Below are 16,555 nucleotides of genomic sequence, written 5' to 3' on the forward strand. Positions count from 1 at the left end.
AAATACGTCGCTGGGTCCTGACTTTCGTCAGGACGACAGAGGATGTCTTTGCTTTTGAAACGCCCATAAAAAAACGCAGCCTGAGCTGCGTTTTTTTATTTATACCTGGTACCAAATCTGTTCGGAATCCGTAGCGAGAGGCCGTCAGCCGGTATCGGCCGGAGCGCAGGAACCGGAGTGTACTCTAGTACACGAGGATTCCGAGCACCGCACGATGCCGGATCACGGCCTCGCAGTAGGATTACGGACAGATTTTAGTGGATGGGCTGGCTGCGGAAGTGATCGCCTTCGTCGCCGTCGTCATCGCCGTGATCGTGATCGTGACCGTGGTCATGATGGTGATGGCCGTGCGGACCGTGCACGTGCTGATGCTGGATCTCTTCTTCGGTCGCTTCGCGCACTTCGGTGACGTTCAGGTCAAAGCGCAGTGCGATACCGGCCAGCGGGTGGTTGCCGTCGAGGACGACCTTGTCGTCGGCGATTTCCGTCACGGTGAAGATCACCGCAGCCTGGTTTTCATCGTCCGGCGAACCTTCGAATTGCATGCCGACTTCGATAGGCGACGGCAGGCGATTCTTCGGTTCGATCTTGACCAGCTCGGCGTCGTATTCGCCGAAAGCATCTGCCGGCTCGACCTGGATGGTCACGCTGTAGCCGGTTTCCTTGCCGTCCAGCGCTTCTTCGATCTTCGGCAGCGTGTTTTCGTAACCGCCGTGCAGATAGACCATCGGCTCCTGGCTTTCTTCGATCAGTTGGCCTTGTGCGTCGGACAGTTTGTACTTGACGGAAACGACGGTATTTTTGGCAATCTTCATGTATGCCCCTTCTCTTGGTTCTGGTTCATCGGTCATTGCAGGTCTGGTGAAGCGCCGGACTGAACCGGCGACAACCTGCTACGTGTTTGCTGTTGTTGCGAGGGCCGTACTCTGGTGCGGGCCCGAGAAGGCATGACATGGGAATGTACTGCAATCTGCAAGCCGAATTATACCCTTTCGCCGGTATTGTCATTACCTGCTCCAGGCACAGGCATGCGGCTTGGTTGACATGCAGGCAAGCCCGCCGGCTTCGGCATCCGCTGCTGCAATACGCTTCGGCATTGCGCTCTATAATGTCGCCATGAAAAATACCCTGACTCTGCTCGGCGACATCAGTCCCGCCACCTTCCTGCGCGATTACTGGCACAAGAAACCCTTGCTGATCCGCCAGGCGATTCCCGGCTTCAAGCCGCTGCTGTCGCGCCAGGCGCTGTTCGACATGGCCTCGCGCGACGATGTCGAGTCGCGCCTGATCCAGCAGAACGGCGAGCACTGGAAGATGGACCACGGTCCGCTGACCAAGCTGCCGGCGCTCAAGCAGAAGGAATGGACCATGCTGGTCCAGGGCGTGAATCTGCACGACGATGCGGCCGACGACCTGCTGCGCCAGTTCCGCTTCATCCCCGATGCGCGCCTGGACGACCTGATGATCAGCTATGCCAGCGACGGCGGCGGCGTCGGCCCGCATTTCGATTCCTACGACGTATTCCTGCTGCAAGCCCACGGCCAGCGCCGCTGGCGCATCAGCGCGCAGAAGGATTTGTCGCTGGTGGACGGCATGCCGCTGAAGATTCTGAAGAATTTCAAGTCGGAACAGGAGTTTGTGCTGGAACCGGGCGACATGCTGTACCTGCCGCCGCACTATGCCCACGATGGCGTTGCCGTCGGCGAATGCATGACCTATTCGATCGGTTTCCGCGCGCCGGCCTACCAGGAGCTGGGCGAGGCCTTCCTGCAATTCATGGCCGATTCCATCGATCTGCCGGGCCGCTATGCCGATCCTGCGCTGACACCGGCCAAACATCCGGCCCAACTGCCTGAGGACTTGCTGTCGCAGGTGACCGAGGAAATCAACAAGATGCGCTTCACCGACGACGACATCACGATCTTCCTCGGCGAATATCTGTCGGAGCCGAAGGCCACGGTTTTCTTTGAACCGGCTGAGAAATCGTTGACGCCGGCGCGCTTCGCACAGGCCGCAAACAAGCGCGGGCTCAAGCTTTCACGCAAAACGCAGATGCTCTATCGCGGCAAGCATGTGTTCATCAACGGCGAGTCGTTTGGCGTCGGCCGCGCCGACAAAGCGCTGCTGAGCGTGCTGGCGGATGAGCGTCGCCTGGACAAAAGCGCGTTGCAACATGCTTCAGAGGATGTGATGGAAGCCTTCCACAACTGGTACGAAGACGGCTGGCTGGAACTGTCTTAACAAGCTTAAAATTCATCGCTTTTTTGATTTTCGAGATTTGGCGGAATGCCGGAAACCTGCATAAATAAAGGCCTGACGACAAGCTGACGGGATTTCCGACAATCTTACAAATTCTTACAGAAAAGAATAATTCGCATGTGATTTTTGGAAAAAGTGGCTATAATATCGGGCTGGAAAGCTTTCGTTGTTAAGCGAATCTGTGAGACGACGAAAACATCCTATAGAGCGATAATTACCGGTAATTATTCATCGCAAAATTTTGATTATTATTGAAGGAATATTCATGACAAAGACTCTGTTGATCGCATCGTTGTTGGCTGTTGCCCTGGCTGCTTGCGGCAAAAAAGAAGAAGCTCCTGCACCTGCACCAGCTCCAGCAGCTGAAGCTCCAGCAGCAGCACCAGCAGCTCCTGCTGCTGATGCAAAGCCAGCTGACGCAGCTCCTGCAGCTCCAGCAGCTGACGCTAAGCCAGCTGACGCTGCTCCTGCAGCACCAGCAGCTGACGCTAAGCCAGCTGACGCAGCACCAGCAAAATAATCAACTGATTATTGAAAAAGCCGACCTGAGGGTCGGCTTTTTTTATGCCTGTGCGGTTTGTGCCGCTGCGGCGCTTGCCGTCCGTGTTATCGCGCTCGTCAAGCTGTTCGCCGCCCCCTTGCTCCAGCGTCCCAGCCTGCCGCAATCGCCTCCCAGGCTCTTCAGCCGATGGCAATCCAATCAAAACCCTCTTCCTGACAGGCGATCATGACTTCACCCGGATGCGCATCCAACGCGCCGCATAATGCTGCACGCGCGAGTTCCGGGGTATTGTTTTTCAGGCTCAGATGGGCGCCGATGACGGTCTTGAGTTTTTGCTTGTCGAGCGCGGCCAGGATTTCCGCGCTGGTGTCGTTGGCCAGGTGACCGTACGCGCCGCCGATACGGCGCTTGAGCGATGGCGGATATACCGAGTCGGCCAGCATCTGGCGATCGTGATTGCATTCCAGCACCAGCGCATCGCAACCGCCCAGCGCCTGCACCAGATGCGCCGTCGATTGTCCGGCGTCGGTCAGCACGCCCAGCTTGTAGCGGCCGTCATTGGCGACATACTGCACCGGCTCGCGCGCATCGTGCGGCACCGTGTAAGGCAGGAAGGATAAATCGCCGATGACGAGCTCTTCGCTGTCGCGGCAAAAATGCAGCTGGACGCCTTTGCAGGCTTCTTCACCGACAGCCTGGTAAGTACCGTAGGTCAGCCAGACCGGGATGCCATGGCGACGGGCGAACTTGAAGGCGCCGCCGACATGATCCTGATGTTCATGCGTGACGATGATGCCGGAAATATCCTGAGGGAGCTTGCCGATACGCGTCAGGCGACGCTCGGTTTCTTTGATGCCGAAGCCGCAATCCAGCATGACCGTGGTGCCGGTCGCGCCGGGATTGCTGCCGGTGATGATGAGGGCATTGCCTTCGCTGCCACTGCCGAGACTTGCAAATTTCAACAGTGGCCTCGCGAAGACATATGTACTGCTTGCTACGAAATTACTTCAGCTGATCGTTCAGCAGACCGAGGATCTTGTCCGCGGTTTGCGAAAGTTCAGGCTTGCCGTCGTTGTTCTGGACGGTGATGTTGCTGACGTCGCCTGTGCCCTTGACCACGATGCGGTAACGCGCTGCCTTCTTGTCCTTGTCCTTGGAGCTGAACAGGTTCGAGAAAAAGCCGCCGGAGTCCTTGTCCTTGGCGTCCTGGTTCTGATCGACGTAACGCACGAAATAGACGCCTTGCGAACGGTCGCGGTCTTCCACGGTGAAGCCGACGCGATCCAGCGCCAGGCCGACGCGGCGCCACGCACGGTCGAAGCTTTCATCCACTTGCACGCTGGAGCCGGTCGCCGCCTTCAGCAGCTTGGAGCGGGCCTGCAGGGTCGGCGCATTGGCGACGGCGGCCTTGGCCTTGGTTTCTTCCGCGCCCAGACGCACCATCAGGCGCGCCAGGAATTCTGCTTCCAGGCCTGGATCGGAAGGACGTGCGGTCCACACCGACGTTTCCTTGGCCGAGCCGGTCAGCACTTCTTCGGCGCCGCGATGGCTGATGAAGATTTCCGTGGTGCCGTTCGGACCGCGTTCCAGACGGGTACGGAACTTGTCGCGTTCGCCGGTGGAATACAGCGAGTCAAACACTTTGCCCAGTGTGTTGCGGATGAAGTCTTGCGGGATCTTGGCGCGGTTTTCTGCCCAGTCGGTTTCCATCACGCCGGTGTCAGGCGATTCGACGTTGATCAGGAAGCCGGAGTCTTGCCAGAAGTCCTTGATCGGGGTCCACAGCTGTTCCGGCGTTTGCGAGACCACCAGCCAGCGCTGGGTACCGTCGCGCTCGATGCGCAGATCGCCCTTGGCTTGCGGCGCTACAGCAGCAGCGTCGGCGGCAGGACGGGTCTTTTGTTCCAGGCTGTAGCCCGAAGCGGTGGCCACGCCCTTGTTTGCCTCAGGAATCGCATAGCGGTTGTCGCGCTGCAGCTGGGTCAGATCCGGCGGTACTTCGAGTCGTGGGCCCTTGGCTTTTTCTGCGCTCTTGTAATCGATACGATCCCCTTCCAGCATGTTGCTGACGGCGCTGCATCCTGCGAGGCTGGTGAAGGCCAGAGCAATCATAAGACCCGTGAGACCACGTTGTGGGAGAAGACGTGAAGCAGAGTGAACGTTCTTGCGAATTGTCATATCGTTGCAATGAAAAGCGGGTTCGGGTTCAAGGGAAAACGACACTGCCGTTTATGTTAATTAATTATTTTAATACACCGGACTCACGCAACGCGCCACGCACGGTATCGTGATAGGCGTCGCCCAGCGGAGCCAGCGGCAAACGCATGCCGGATTCGATCAGGCCCATCTCCATCATTGCCCACTTCAGCGGTACTGGATTTGGTTCGACAAACAGCTTGTTATGCAGAGGCAGCAGCTTGTTGTTCAGTTCGACTGCGCGGGCGATGTTGCCGCTCATGGCCGCAACGCACAGCTCGTGCATATCGCGCGGCGCAACGTTGGCCGTCACCGAGATATTGCCGTGGCCGCCGTACAGCATCAGCGCGATCGCCGTAGCGTCGTCGCCGGAATAAATCGAGAACGACTTCGGCGCCAGACGGATCAGGTCCGTGCCGCGGCCGATGTTGCCGGTTGCATCCTTGACGCCGACGATGCCCTTCACTTGCGCCAGGCGCAGGATGGTTTCGTTGCTCATATCGGCGACGGTGCGGCCGGGAACGTTATACAGAATCACCGGCAAGTCGACCGATTCGGCGATCTTCTTGAAGTGCAGGTACATGCCTTCTTGCGTCGGGCGGTTGTAGTAAGGAACAACCTGCAGCGATGCATCGGCGCCGACCTTCTTGGCGAACTCGGTCAGCTCGATCGCTTCCGAAGTCGAATTGCCGCCGGTGCCGGCGATGATGGGTATACGTTTGGCGGTGTGCTCGACCGCGACTCTGATCAGCTCGGAATGCTCTTCCACCGATACGGTCGGGGATTCGCCAGTGGTGCCGACGATAACGATGCCGTCGGTGCCTTCTGCGATATGCCAATCAATCAACTTGCGCAATCCCGGGAAATCGAGACTGCCATCCGGATGCATCGGCGTGACGATGGCGACTATGCTGCCCTTGATCATGATGTTAGTGCGTAGTGAGTAGAAAATAAAAGACCGATTGTAGCGGATAGCCACTGCTATCGGTCAATTTGTTCAGATTTGCTTACATAGTACCTATACCCTGCGGGGTTTTGATGCAGGCCATCAATAACCCAGTCCCATGGCTTCGCGGACGTCGCGCATGGTGTCCTGCGCCAGCTTGCGGGCGGTGTCGCAGCCGTCGGCGATGATGGCGCGCACCAGCGACGGATCGTCGATATATTGCTGCGCGCGCTCCAGCATCGGCTGCTGCTCTTTCAGGATGGCGTCGATGACCGGTTGCTTGCATTCCAGACAACCGATGCCGGCGGAGCGGCAGCCTTTGTCGACCCATTGCCGCGCAGCATCATCCGAATACACCAGATGGAATTGCCAGACCGGGCATTTGGCCGGGTCGCCCGGATCGGTGCGGCGCACGCGCTGCGGATCGGTCGGCATGGTGCGGACCTTCTTGGTGACGGAATCCTTGTCCTCGCGCAGCGCAATGGCGTTGCCGTAGCTCTTGGACATCTTGGCGCCGTCCAGCCCGGGCAGGCGCGACGCTTCCGTCAGCAAGGCCTGCGGCTCGGTCAGGATCAGCTTGCGGCTGCCTTCCAGATAGCCGAACAGGCGTTCGCGGTCGATCATGGACAGGTTCTGCGCGTCGTCCAGCATCGCCTTGGCCTGCTCCAGCGCTTCTTCGTTGCCCTGCTCCTGGAATTGCGTGCGCAGCTCCTGATACAGCTTGGAGCGCTTGCTGCCGAGCTTTTTGACGGCGTCGCGGGCTTTTTCCTCGAAGCCTTTTTCCTTGCCGTAGAGATGGTTAAAGCGGCGCGAAATCTCGCGCATCATCTCGATGTGGGGGATCTGGTCTTCACCCACCGGCACCTGGCTGGCGCGGTAGATCAGCACGTCGGCCGCCTGCAGCAGCGGATAGCCGAGGAAACCGTAAGTCGCGAGGTCGCGGTCGGCCAGCTTCTCCTGCTGGTCCTTGTAGGTCGGCACGCGTTCCAGCCAGCCCAGCGGCGTGGCCATCGACAGCAGCAGGTGCAGCTCGGCATGCTCGGGCACGCGCGACTGGATGAACAAAGTGGATTGGGAGGGATCGACGCCGGCGGCGAGCCAGTCGATCACCATTTCCCAGGTGCTGGTTTCGATGACGCTGGGGTCGTCGTAGTGCGTCGTCAGCGCATGCCAATCGGCAACAAAGAACAGGCAAGGCAGTTCGGATTGCAGCTTGACCCAGTTCTTCAGGGCGCCGTGATAGTGGCCCAGATGCAGCGCACCTGTGGGGCGCATACCGGAGACAACGCGATCAGGATACATGGTGTGTTTTAGTTAAAAAGTAAGGACAACGGCGAAGTAATCAACTGCAGCAAGCTTCCTGCCAGGTACATGACCGGCGCCATCCACCAGGTGTAAATCACCTTGAGCAAGACCAGTGCCATCACGATGAAGAACCCGTAAGGCTCGATCTGTGCAAATTTATACGCATATTTGTTCGGCAGCAAACTGGTCAGAATGCGTCCGCCATCGAGCGGCGGGATCGGGAACAGGTTGAAGGCGAACATGACCAGATTGGTCAGCACGCCGGCCTTGGCCATCAGCATGAAGAATTCTTCTTGGACGCCGCCGATCGCCAGTGCGTAAATCATCAGGGTCCAGATCAGCGCCATCAGGAAATTGGCGGCCGGACCGGCCAGCGCCACCCACGCCATGTCGCGCTTGGGCTTGCGCAGCTTGCCGAAGTCCAGCGGCACCGGCTTGGCGTAACCGAACAGGAAAGCCCCGCTGGTGGCGAAGTACAACAGCACCGGAATCACGATGGTGCCGAAAGGATCGATGTGCTTGAGGGGATTGAGGCTCATGCGCCCCATCATGTAGGCGGTGGTGTCGCCGAAGTACTTTGCTGCAAAGGCGTGAGCCGCCTCGTGCAGTGTAATCGCGAACAGTACCGGGAGCGCATACACTGCGACAGTCTGGATAAGATCATTCATGGGTGCGAATTTTAGCAGAGGGATCAGGCTGGATCGCCGGAAAATCGGCAGATGGGACAAGAAATGCAGAATGACGGCGCACGGCGCCGCCCGGAGAAGCAGAAATTAGCTGCATGACAACGATTACATCTCGATTGCCGCTGAATTGCCGCCGACAATGCCGCGGCATCAACCGTAAATTTCCTGCAGGAAATTATAGGCCGAACGGCGCCGCATCGCCCCGTCCCTGCCGCACCAGCACCGGTTCGCTGTCGTCGCTGAGATCGATGACGGTAGTCGGCTCCAGGCTGCAGGCGCCGCTGTCGATGACCAGCTCGATCTGCTTTTCCAGGCGATCGCGAATTTCCTCGGCGTCGGTCAGCGCATCGTCCTGATCCGGCAAGATCAGCGTCGTGCCGATCAGCGGCTGGCCCAGTTCGGCCAGCAAGGCGTGGGCGATCTGGTTTTCCGGCACGCGCAGGCCGATGGTCTTGCGCGACGGATGGCTCAGGCGGCGCGGTACTTCCTTGGTGGCTTCGAGGATGAAGGTATACGGCCCCGGCGTCGCCGCTTTGAGCAGACGGTATTGCCGGTTGTCGACCTTGGCGTATTGCGCGATTTCGCTGAGATCGCGGCACAGCAAGGTCAGATGGTGCTTTTCATCGACGCCGCGGATGCGGCGCAGGCGTTCCACCGCGTTCTTGTCGTCGAGCTGGCACACGAGCGCATAGCAGGAATCGGTCGGCAAGGCGACGATGCCGCCGCCCTGGATAATCTGCGCGGCCTGCTTGATCAGGCGCAGTTGCGGGTTATCGGGATGGATCTGGAAAAACTGACTCATGAATCCTTCGTGTCAAAATCGGATACGGTTTTCAAAAAGGCAAAACGGCGGTTGCTACACCGCCGTTCATTGTCACATCGACATTATCGCGTACTACTGCTGCGCAAGGCGGCGATACGCTGCTCCAGCGGCGGGTGGGTGGAAAACAATTCCATGAACCCCGGCTTGTCGTTGATGCCCATGGCGGCCATCGATTCCGGCAAACCGCTGACCGGAATGCCGCCCAGACGCGCCAGTGCATTGATCATCGGTTGCGGGCCGCCAAGCAGTTTCGCAGAGCCGGCGTCGGCGCGGAATTCGCGATGGCGCGAGAACCAGGCCACGATCATCGAGGCGCCGATACCGAACACGATCTGGCACACCATCACCGTCACCATGTAGCCGATGCCGGGGCCGGAATTGTCATTGTTACGGCGCAGTGCCGAATCGACGAAGTAGCCGACCACGCGCGACAGGAACACGACGAAGGTATTCACCACGCCCTGGATCAGCGTCATGGTCACCATGTCGCCATTGGCGATATGCGCCACTTCATGGCCGAGCACGGCTTCGACTTCGTCCTTGGTCATGCCTTGCAACAGGCCGGTCGAGACCGCGACCAGCGCGGAATCCTTGAACGCGCCGGTGGCAAAGGCATTCGGCTCGCCTTCATAGACCGCCACTTCGGGCATGCCGATGCCGGCGCGCTGCGCCAGCTTGCTGACGGTGTTGACCAGCCAGACTTCGGTGGAATTGACCGGCGTGTCGATGATGCGCGCGCCGGTGCTCCACTTCGCCATGGTCTTGCTCATCAGCAGGGAAATGATGGAACCGGTAAAGCCGACGACGATGGAAAACACCAGCAGCATCGGCAGGTTGAGGCCCGCGCGCGTCAGGAATTTGTCCACGCCGAGCAGGGACAAGATCACGCTCATCACCACCAGCACGGCGATATTGGTCGCGAGGAAGAGGAATATGCGTTTCATCCGGAAAACTCCTATCGGGAAAGTGGTTATTAGATAGGATCGGAAGGGAGAAAATCAAGAGATTGCACCGATTCCCTGCAGAATTGGTGCTGAATTGAGACTTTAAGCGGCGATAACAGCGCTTTTATGTACTTACAGAGGTCGTCGCGCTTACAACTTCCAGTCGTGCCAGACAGGCGTCAGATCCTTCGGCAAGGGCGGCAGCGTGCCCAGATCCACGCGCGATTCGCCCGGGCCGTGGAAATCCGAACCTATCGATGCGAGAAAGCCGTAACGCTTGGCGACACGCGCATATTCTTCGTATTGATCCGGCGTGTGGCTGCCGGTGGTGACTTCGATCGCTGCCCCGCCATGCTGCTTGAATTCGTCGAACAAGGCGCCGAACTCCAGATCGCTGTACTGGTAGCGGCCCGGATGCGCAATCACCGCCACACCGCCGGCGCCGCGGATCCAGTCGACCGACTCCTTGAGCGTCGCCCAGCGATGCGGCACATAGCCTGGTTTGCCTTCGCACAGATAGTTGCGAAAGACTTCCTTGGTGTCGGCGCAGCGGCCGATCTCGACGATGTAGCGGGCGAAATGCGTGCGCGACATCAGGTCGGGATTGCCGACGTGCTTGAGCGCGCCTTCGAAGGCATCGGGGATGCCGACCTTTTCCAGCTCTGCCGCGATATCGCGACCGCGCCGTTCGCGGCCGTTGCGCGTGGACGCCAGGCCCTTGACCAGTGTTTCGTTCTTTTCATCGATGCGCAAGCCGACGATGTGCACGGTCTGCCCTGCCCAGGTGATCGAAATCTCGACGCCGGGGATGTAGCGCATGCCGAGATCCTGTGCGGCCTCGCGCGCGACGGCAATGCCGCTGATTTCGTCATGGTCGGTCAGCGCCCAGACGTCGACGCCATTGGCCTTGGCGCGCGCAGCCACCTCCGCTGGCGGCAGCAGGCCGTCAGAGACGTTGGAGTGGCAGTGCAGGTCGACGTTGAGCATTGTTGGAAACACCTTGAAAACACGAAAAAGATAGCTTCATTGTACGCCGCCGGCGCCCTCTCTGCTGCACTTGCACACACTGCCGGAAAGGCTTTGAGACGATGTATGAAGGTAACGGCTTATTCGGCCAGAAACGCCTCGATCGCCGCCGCCAGCAGCGCCGGCTGATCGTGATGCAGCATGTGCCCGGCGTCGGGAATGATCTCTGTGCGCACGTTGCGCAGGAAAGCGATGCGACGGTCGATTTCCGGGCGCATCAGCGCATTCTGGCCGAACCAGCGCCAGATGTCGGTTTCGGCCGCTTCCACCCACAACACCGGCGCGGTGATCTGCGCCCAGCAGGCGGTCACTTCGTCGACGCGGTACAGCAGCGGATTGGTGTTCTTGTGCGCCGGATCGCCGAGGATCGCCCAGCTGCCGTCGTCGTTCTGCCCGGCCCAGTGCTGCGCGAGGAAGGCGGCGCGCTCGCGGCTCAGGCGCGGGTTGGTCTTTTGCAGGCGTCCCATGACTTCTTCCAGGGTGGCGTAGCTGCGCATCTCCGGTTTTTCCTGCAGCTCGTCGAGCCATTTGGCGAAGCGTCCCGGCGCCTGTTCGGGCTTGGTGCTGGGCAGGCCGAAACCTTCCAGGTTGACCAGCTTGGCAATGCGATGCGGGCGTATCCCGGCATACAGGCCAACGACATTGCCGCCGAGGCTGTGGCCGAGCAGATTGACCGCTTCGTCCGGCGCATAGTGCAGCAGCAAGGCGTCGAGGTCGGCCAGATAATCGGGATACCAGTAGGTGTCGGCCCGGGGACGTTCGGTCAGGCCGAAACCGCGCCAGTCGGGCGCGATCACATGCCATTCCTGTTGCAGGCAATCGACCATGAACTGGAACGAGGCCGAGATATCCATCCAGCCGTGCACCATGAAAATGGTGGGCGCCTGCGGATCGCCCCAGTGGCGTACGTGATATCGCAGACCGCGGATATCGAGGAATTCGGAACGGGATGGCTTCATGGCTGAGCGGCTTCTCTGCAAGCGGGGAAACCTCACAGTATAAGGCTAGCCTGCCCCGCCTGCTGCGCCGCCGGTTATATGCAACGGCGCCCAACGACGTTCAACTGCGGCCGGATGCCTTACTGCAAATATCGCCCGAGATCGAAGGACGACTTCAGCCCCACCGTGTGGAAGTGCGCCTCCATCCAGCGCTCGGCGGCTTGCCGGCCTTCATCGTACAGACCGTGGATGAACGACCGCTTGGTGTTGAGCTTGCTCATGACATCGAGCTGGCTCATCAGGTCATTGGCCTCCACCAGATGCATGTTGAGCCGCTTCAGGCGCCGCTCCAGCGTGCCGAAGGCGAACATGCCGCTTTCCGCTTCGCGCTTGGCCAGGGCCAGTCCGCCAAGCTCGGTAAAAAACGCCGAGCTGAAACTGATCTCCGACAGCCGCTGGCCGATCTCGTGCGTCGACGTCGGCGTGCCGGGGCGGCTGCACGGATGCAGCAGCACCACCATCAGATCGCGCGACGAGCACAGATGCAGCAGCGGGAAAATCGGCGGATTGGCGGTCAGGCCGCCATCCCAGTACGCCTCGCCGTCGATCTCGACCGGGCGGTGCATGGACGGCAGGCAGGCCGACGCCAGCAAGGCATCCAGCGTCAGTTCGCGGTCGCGGAAGATCTTCAGCGTGCCGCTGCTGACCTTGGTGGCGGCGATGAATAGTTTGATGGTGCTGCGGGTGCGCAGGCGCTCGAAGTCGACCTGCTCTTCAAGGATGTCGCGCAAGGGATTGATATCGAGCGGATTGAGCTGGGTCGGTGAAAAGAACCGCGTCATCGCCAGGAAAGCATGCATCGCCGCCGGCGTGGTCTGGGTCAGCAGGCTGGTGCCGCCCGGCATCATCTCCGGCGGCAGGAAGCTGAACGGTTCCTTGATCGCGATACGTCCCCAGAATGCCGACAGCGCTTCGCGTGCGCCTTCGCGGCCGCCGACGTTGAAGCCGTGCGACAGAACGGTCGCGTTCATCGCGCCGGCGCTGGCGCCGCTGATGCCTTCAAAGGCCATGCGCCCGTCTTCCAGCAGACGATCCAGTACCCCCCAGGTAAAGGCGCCGTGCGATCCGCCGCCTTGCAACGCCAATGTCATGATCTTGTTTTGCATGCTGTTCCTTGAGTTGCCGGCTGTCATGGCGAAGTCACGTCCTCGCGATATGCTCGCGCCAGGATAGTTGTCGTGACAGGCATGTTATAACATGGTCGTATTGTTTTAATTCGAGCGAGAGAAAATGAAATCCATCTGTGTTTATTGCGGTTCTTCCGCCGGCGCTTCCGAAGTCTACGCGGAAGGCGCACGCGCACTGGCGCGCGAAATGGTCAAGGACAATATTGCACTAGTATATGGCGGCGGCAACGTCGGCCTGATGGGCATTATTGCAACAGAGGTGATCCGCCTGGGCGGCGAAGCGACGGGCGTGATCCCGAAAGCGCTGCTGGACAAGGAACTGGGCCACAACGGCCTGACCCGCCTGCACATCGTCAAGGACATGCACGAACGCAAGGCCATGATGGCGGAGCTGTCGGACGGCTTCATCGCCATGCCGGGCGGCATGGGTACGCTGGAAGAATTGTTTGAAGTGCTGACCTGGGCCCAGCTCGGTTTCCATTACAAGCCGATCGGCCTGCTCAATGTGGATGGCTTCTACAACAACCTGATCGCCTTCATCGAGCATCTGGTGTCGCAACGCTTCCTGACGGCCGAGCAATCGCTGCTGATGATGCATGAGCAAAATCCGGCGGACCTGCTGCAGCGTTTCAAGACCTACAAGCCGAGTTATACCAACAAGTGGGCCGACAAGACTGCGCCGTCGCCCCTGCTGCCGTAATCCGGCTTCGAAAAAACAAAATGGCCATGCCGTTCGCCGGCATGGCCATTTTTTCATGGTCGGGAAATCAAGCGAGTTGGCAATCAGGAATCCAGCGCCTGCCTGAAATCTTCCACCAGATCGTCCGTATCCTCAAGACCGATCGACACGCGGATCAGCGATTCTGCGATGCCCATCGCGGCGCGGCGTTCCTGCCCCATTTCATAGAAGATCGTGTGCGCCACGGGAATCACCAGCGTGCGGGTGTCGCCAAGGTTGCTTGACGCCACCGCCAGTTGCAGGCGGTTCAGGTAATCGAAGCAATCGATGCCGTCTTTCAGTTCAAAGCTCAGCAGGCTGCCGTAAGAACGGAACAACTCGGTCGCCAACGCATGTTGCGGATGCGACGGCAAGCCGGGGTAATACACGGCCGCCACACGCGGATCGGCGTCCATCATCTGCGCTACCGCCAGGGCATTGGCGCATTCGCGATCCTGGCGCAGCGCCATGGTTTCCGAACCGACGGCAATGTGATGCGCCGCTTCCGGTCCCAGCGAAGCGCCGAAATCGCGCAAGCCCTTGGCGCGGATCTGCGCCATGCCCCACTGCGCCGGGGCATTCTTTTTATAGCTGTCGGCGATGTGCGGATAGCGTGTCCAGTCGTACAGGCCCGTGTCGGTCAGCGCGCCGCCCAGCGCGTTGCCGTGGCCGCCGATGGACTTGGTCAGCGAATTGACGATCAGGCCGGCGCCGACGGCCTTCGGTTGGAACAGGTAGGGCGAGGTCATCGTGTTGTCGACGATATACAAGATGCCGCGCTCGCGGCACAGCTCGCCGATACGCTTGAGATCGGCGATCTGGGTGCGCGGGTTGGCGATGGTTTCGACGAAGACGATGCGCGTCTGCGGCGTCAGCGCGGCTTCCACCAGTTTGACGTCGGTCGCATCGACCATGGAGACGCGCGCGCCTTGCGCATGCACCGTCATCCACATGCTGTTGGTGTTGCCGAACAGGAAAGCCGACGACACCACATGATCGCCTTCGCGCAGCAAACCCTGGATCACGGCGCCGATGGCGGCCATGCCGGTGGCGAAACAGATGGTGGACAAGCCGCCTTCCATCTTGTTGACCTTGTCTTCCAGCGCCGACACGGTCGGGTTTCCCTGGCGGCCGTAGCGATAGCCGGATTGCTTGCCCTGGAACACTTCGGCCAGCTGGCGCGCATCCTTGTAACCGAATGCCACGGAGGTGTGGATCGGCTTGTGCAGCGATCCGTGCTCGATGTCCTTCTGGCGATCGCTGTGCAAAATGGTGGTGGTGAAACCGTAGCTCTTCTTGTCGTTCATAGATGTAGATGCATGAGGCGCAAATCGTGGGAGAACGGTGATGATAAGCCAGTTCTCCCGCTGCCGCAGCATTCCGCTCGGCAAGGAAGCCAAAGACCCAATGAAAAACGCCGGATGCTCTGGGAGCGATCCGGCGTTTTTCTGTCCAGAATATTCCGGAACGCGGAGAAAACTTAATCCACGCGCGCCAGATTCAGATTGAGTTGCGAGCGCGCGGCGTCTTCCAGCGCAGGCTTCGGATTCTTGCGTGCAAACTCGAGACGGTCGAGGTAGTCGCGCGAGATGTCGCCGGTGATGTAGTTGCCGTCGAAGCACGATGCTTCGAAGTTGCGCAATGCCGGGTTGACGTCGGAGATGGAACGCTTCAGATCTTCCACGTCCTGATACACCAGCGCGTCGGCCGTGATTTCGCGGCAGACTTCTTCGTCGGTGCGGCCATAGGCGATCAGTTCGTCGCGTGTCGGCATGTCGATGCCGTAGACGTTCGGGAATTTGACCGGTGGCGCGGCCGACGCGAAGATCACGCGCTTGGCGCCGGCTTCGCGCGCCATTTGCACGATTTCACGGCTGGTCGTGCCGCGCACGATCGAGTCATCGACCAGCAGCACACTCTTGCCCTTGAATTCGGAACCGATGGCATTGAGTTTCTGGCGCACGGACTTCTTGCGCAGACCCTGGCCCGGCATGATGAAGGTGCGGCCGATATAACGGTTCTTGATGAAGCCTTCGCGGTATTCCAGGTTCAGCTTAAGCGCCAGTTCCATCGCGGCAGGACGCGACGAATCGGGAATCGGCATGACCACGTCGATATCGCCGCCGGCGATTTCGCGACGGACCTTCTCGGCCAGGTATTCGCCCATCTTCAGGCGGCTGGCGTAGACCGACGCGCCGTCGATGACCGAGTCCGGGCGCGCCAGGTAGACGAATTCGAAGGCGCAAGGATTGAGCGTCGGGTTGTCGGCGCATTGCTGGTTGTACAGCTTGCCGTCGTTGTCGATGAAGATCGCTTCGCCCGGCATCACATCGCGCAGGAAACGGAAGCCCAGGCCTTCCAGCGCCACGGATTCGCTGGCCAGCATGTATTCGGAGCCCTTGTCGGTTTCGTTGAAACCCAGGCACATCGGACGGATGCCGTACGGATCGCGGAAGCCCAGCAGGCCGTAACCGGCGATCTGCGCCACCACGGCGTAGGAACCGCGCACGCGCTTGTGCACCATCGCCACGGCCTTGAACACGGCAGCCGGATCCAGCGAGTAACCGGTCGTGGCTTGCTGCAACTCATGCGCAAACACGTTGACCAGCACTTCGGTGTCGGAATCGGTGTTGAGGTGGCGGCGGTCGTTCTTGAACATCTCGACCTTGAGCTGTTCCGCATTGGTCAGGTTGCCGTTGTGCGCCAGGATGATGCCGAACGGCGCATTGACGTAGAACGGTTGCGCTTCCTCTTCGTTGGACGAGCCGGCGGTCGGATAACGCACCTGGCCGAGGCCGGTGTTGCCCGGCAGCGAACGCATGTTACGCGTACGGAACACGTCGCGCACCAGGCCGTTGGCCTTGTGCATCGAGAAACCGTTTGCGTGATTGGTTGCGATACCGGCTGCATCCTGACCGCGATGCTGCAGCAGCAGCAGCGCATCGTAGAGCAACTGATTGACTGGACTATGGGAAACGACGCCGACAATGCCACACATGGTGGACTCCTAATGAAATCAAAAACG

Annotated in this window: 17 protein-coding genes; 3 read left to right on the plus strand and 14 right to left on the minus strand. The window is 59.8% G+C overall.

Translation table 11 applies throughout. The features are described from left to right. Window positions 1–254 precede the first annotated feature (254 nt). Window positions 255–815, minus strand: coding sequence for an FKBP-type peptidyl-prolyl cis-trans isomerase (locus AKL25_RS15380; protein WP_050478577.1), 561 nt, complete (start codon window positions 813–815; stop codon window positions 255–257). A gap of 301 nt (window positions 816–1,116) precedes the next feature. On the opposite strand from AKL25_RS15380, the gene AKL25_RS15385 reads away from it, so the two are divergent. Both AKL25_RS15385 and AKL25_RS24810 read left to right on the plus strand, forming a co-directional pair. Next, entirely contained in the window at window positions 1,117–2,241 is a 1,125-nt protein-coding gene (locus AKL25_RS15385) for a cupin domain-containing protein (RefSeq protein WP_050478697.1), read from the plus strand. A gap of 283 nt (window positions 2,242–2,524) precedes the next feature. Then, a complete protein-coding gene (locus AKL25_RS24810; RefSeq protein WP_083444733.1) occupies window positions 2,525–2,779 on the plus strand; it encodes a hypothetical protein in 255 nt (84 codons plus the stop codon). Here AKL25_RS24810 and AKL25_RS24815 read toward each other — a convergent pair. The 11 genes from AKL25_RS24815 to AKL25_RS15440 form a co-directional block, all read right to left on the minus strand. Further along, a complete protein-coding gene (locus AKL25_RS24815) occupies window positions 2,748–2,963 on the minus strand; it encodes a hypothetical protein (protein WP_157050659.1) in 216 nt (71 codons plus the stop codon). The genes AKL25_RS24810 and AKL25_RS24815 overlap by 32 nt on opposite strands. Then, a complete protein-coding gene (locus AKL25_RS15395; protein ID WP_050478579.1) occupies window positions 2,941–3,723 on the minus strand; it encodes an MBL fold metallo-hydrolase in 783 nt (260 codons plus the stop codon). The genes AKL25_RS24815 and AKL25_RS15395 overlap by 23 nt, the downstream gene beginning before the upstream one ends. A 40-nt stretch (window positions 3,724–3,763) precedes the next feature. Then, window positions 3,764–4,939, minus strand: a complete 1,176-nt coding sequence (bamC, locus tag AKL25_RS15400) for an outer membrane protein assembly factor BamC (RefSeq protein ID WP_050478580.1) — start codon at window positions 4,937–4,939, stop codon at window positions 3,764–3,766. A gap of 64 nt (window positions 4,940–5,003) precedes the next feature. After that, window positions 5,004–5,882, minus strand: coding sequence for a 4-hydroxy-tetrahydrodipicolinate synthase (gene dapA, locus AKL25_RS15405; protein WP_050478581.1), 879 nt, complete (start codon window positions 5,880–5,882; stop codon window positions 5,004–5,006). A 123-nt stretch (window positions 5,883–6,005) separates the two neighbouring features. Next, complete coding sequence (locus AKL25_RS15410) at window positions 6,006–7,205, minus strand: tryptophan--tRNA ligase (protein WP_050478582.1); 1,200 nt, start codon at window positions 7,203–7,205, stop codon at window positions 6,006–6,008. An 8-nt stretch (window positions 7,206–7,213) separates the two neighbouring features. Next, window positions 7,214–7,876: a site-2 protease family protein gene (locus AKL25_RS15415; protein WP_050478583.1), complete on the minus strand. Its 663-nt coding sequence runs from the start codon at window positions 7,874–7,876 to the stop codon at window positions 7,214–7,216. A 193-nt stretch (window positions 7,877–8,069) separates the two neighbouring features. Then, window positions 8,070–8,696 carry an L-threonylcarbamoyladenylate synthase gene (locus AKL25_RS15420; RefSeq protein ID WP_050478584.1) on the minus strand — a complete coding sequence of 209 codons (627 nt, stop codon included), beginning with the start codon at window positions 8,694–8,696 and terminating at the stop codon, window positions 8,070–8,072. A gap of 83 nt (window positions 8,697–8,779) precedes the next feature. Further along, a complete protein-coding gene (htpX, locus tag AKL25_RS15425) occupies window positions 8,780–9,661 on the minus strand; it encodes a protease HtpX (RefSeq protein ID WP_050478585.1) in 882 nt (293 codons plus the stop codon). Window positions 9,662–9,811: 150 nt separating this feature from the next. Further along, window positions 9,812–10,648, minus strand: a complete 837-nt coding sequence (locus AKL25_RS15430; RefSeq protein WP_050478586.1) for a 3',5'-nucleoside bisphosphate phosphatase — start codon at window positions 10,646–10,648, stop codon at window positions 9,812–9,814. Window positions 10,649–10,767: 119 nt separating this feature from the next. Beyond that, window positions 10,768–11,646 (minus strand): alpha/beta fold hydrolase, encoded by an 879-nt coding sequence (locus AKL25_RS15435; protein WP_050478587.1) that lies wholly within the window; start codon window positions 11,644–11,646, stop codon window positions 10,768–10,770. Between the two features lie 119 nt (window positions 11,647–11,765). Next, window positions 11,766–12,791 carry a patatin-like phospholipase family protein gene (locus AKL25_RS15440; RefSeq protein WP_050478588.1) on the minus strand — a complete coding sequence of 342 codons (1,026 nt, stop codon included), beginning with the start codon at window positions 12,789–12,791 and terminating at the stop codon, window positions 11,766–11,768. Between the two features lie 124 nt (window positions 12,792–12,915). Here AKL25_RS15440 and AKL25_RS15445 point away from each other — a divergent pair, with 124 nt between their 5' ends. Further along, the gene (locus tag AKL25_RS15445) at window positions 12,916–13,512 is read left to right on the plus strand and encodes an LOG family protein (RefSeq protein ID WP_050478589.1); all 597 of its coding nucleotides are present in this window, start codon (window positions 12,916–12,918) and stop codon (window positions 13,510–13,512) included. A gap of 83 nt (window positions 13,513–13,595) precedes the next feature. Here AKL25_RS15445 and AKL25_RS15450 read toward each other — a convergent pair whose 3' ends face one another. Together AKL25_RS15450 and purF are read right to left on the minus strand one after the other, a co-directional pair. Beyond that, window positions 13,596–14,837, minus strand: a complete 1,242-nt coding sequence (locus AKL25_RS15450; protein WP_050478590.1) for a cystathionine gamma-synthase family protein — start codon at window positions 14,835–14,837, stop codon at window positions 13,596–13,598. 173 nt (window positions 14,838–15,010) lie between these two features. Beyond that, window positions 15,011–16,528, minus strand: a complete 1,518-nt coding sequence (gene purF, locus AKL25_RS15455) for an amidophosphoribosyltransferase (protein WP_050478591.1) — start codon at window positions 16,526–16,528, stop codon at window positions 15,011–15,013. Window positions 16,529–16,555: the final 27 nt, after the last annotated feature.

It is taken from the genome of Herbaspirillum rhizosphaerae (assembly GCF_001189965.1).
Lineage (GTDB): Bacteria > Pseudomonadota > Gammaproteobacteria > Burkholderiales > Burkholderiaceae_D > Herbaspirillum > Herbaspirillum rhizosphaerae.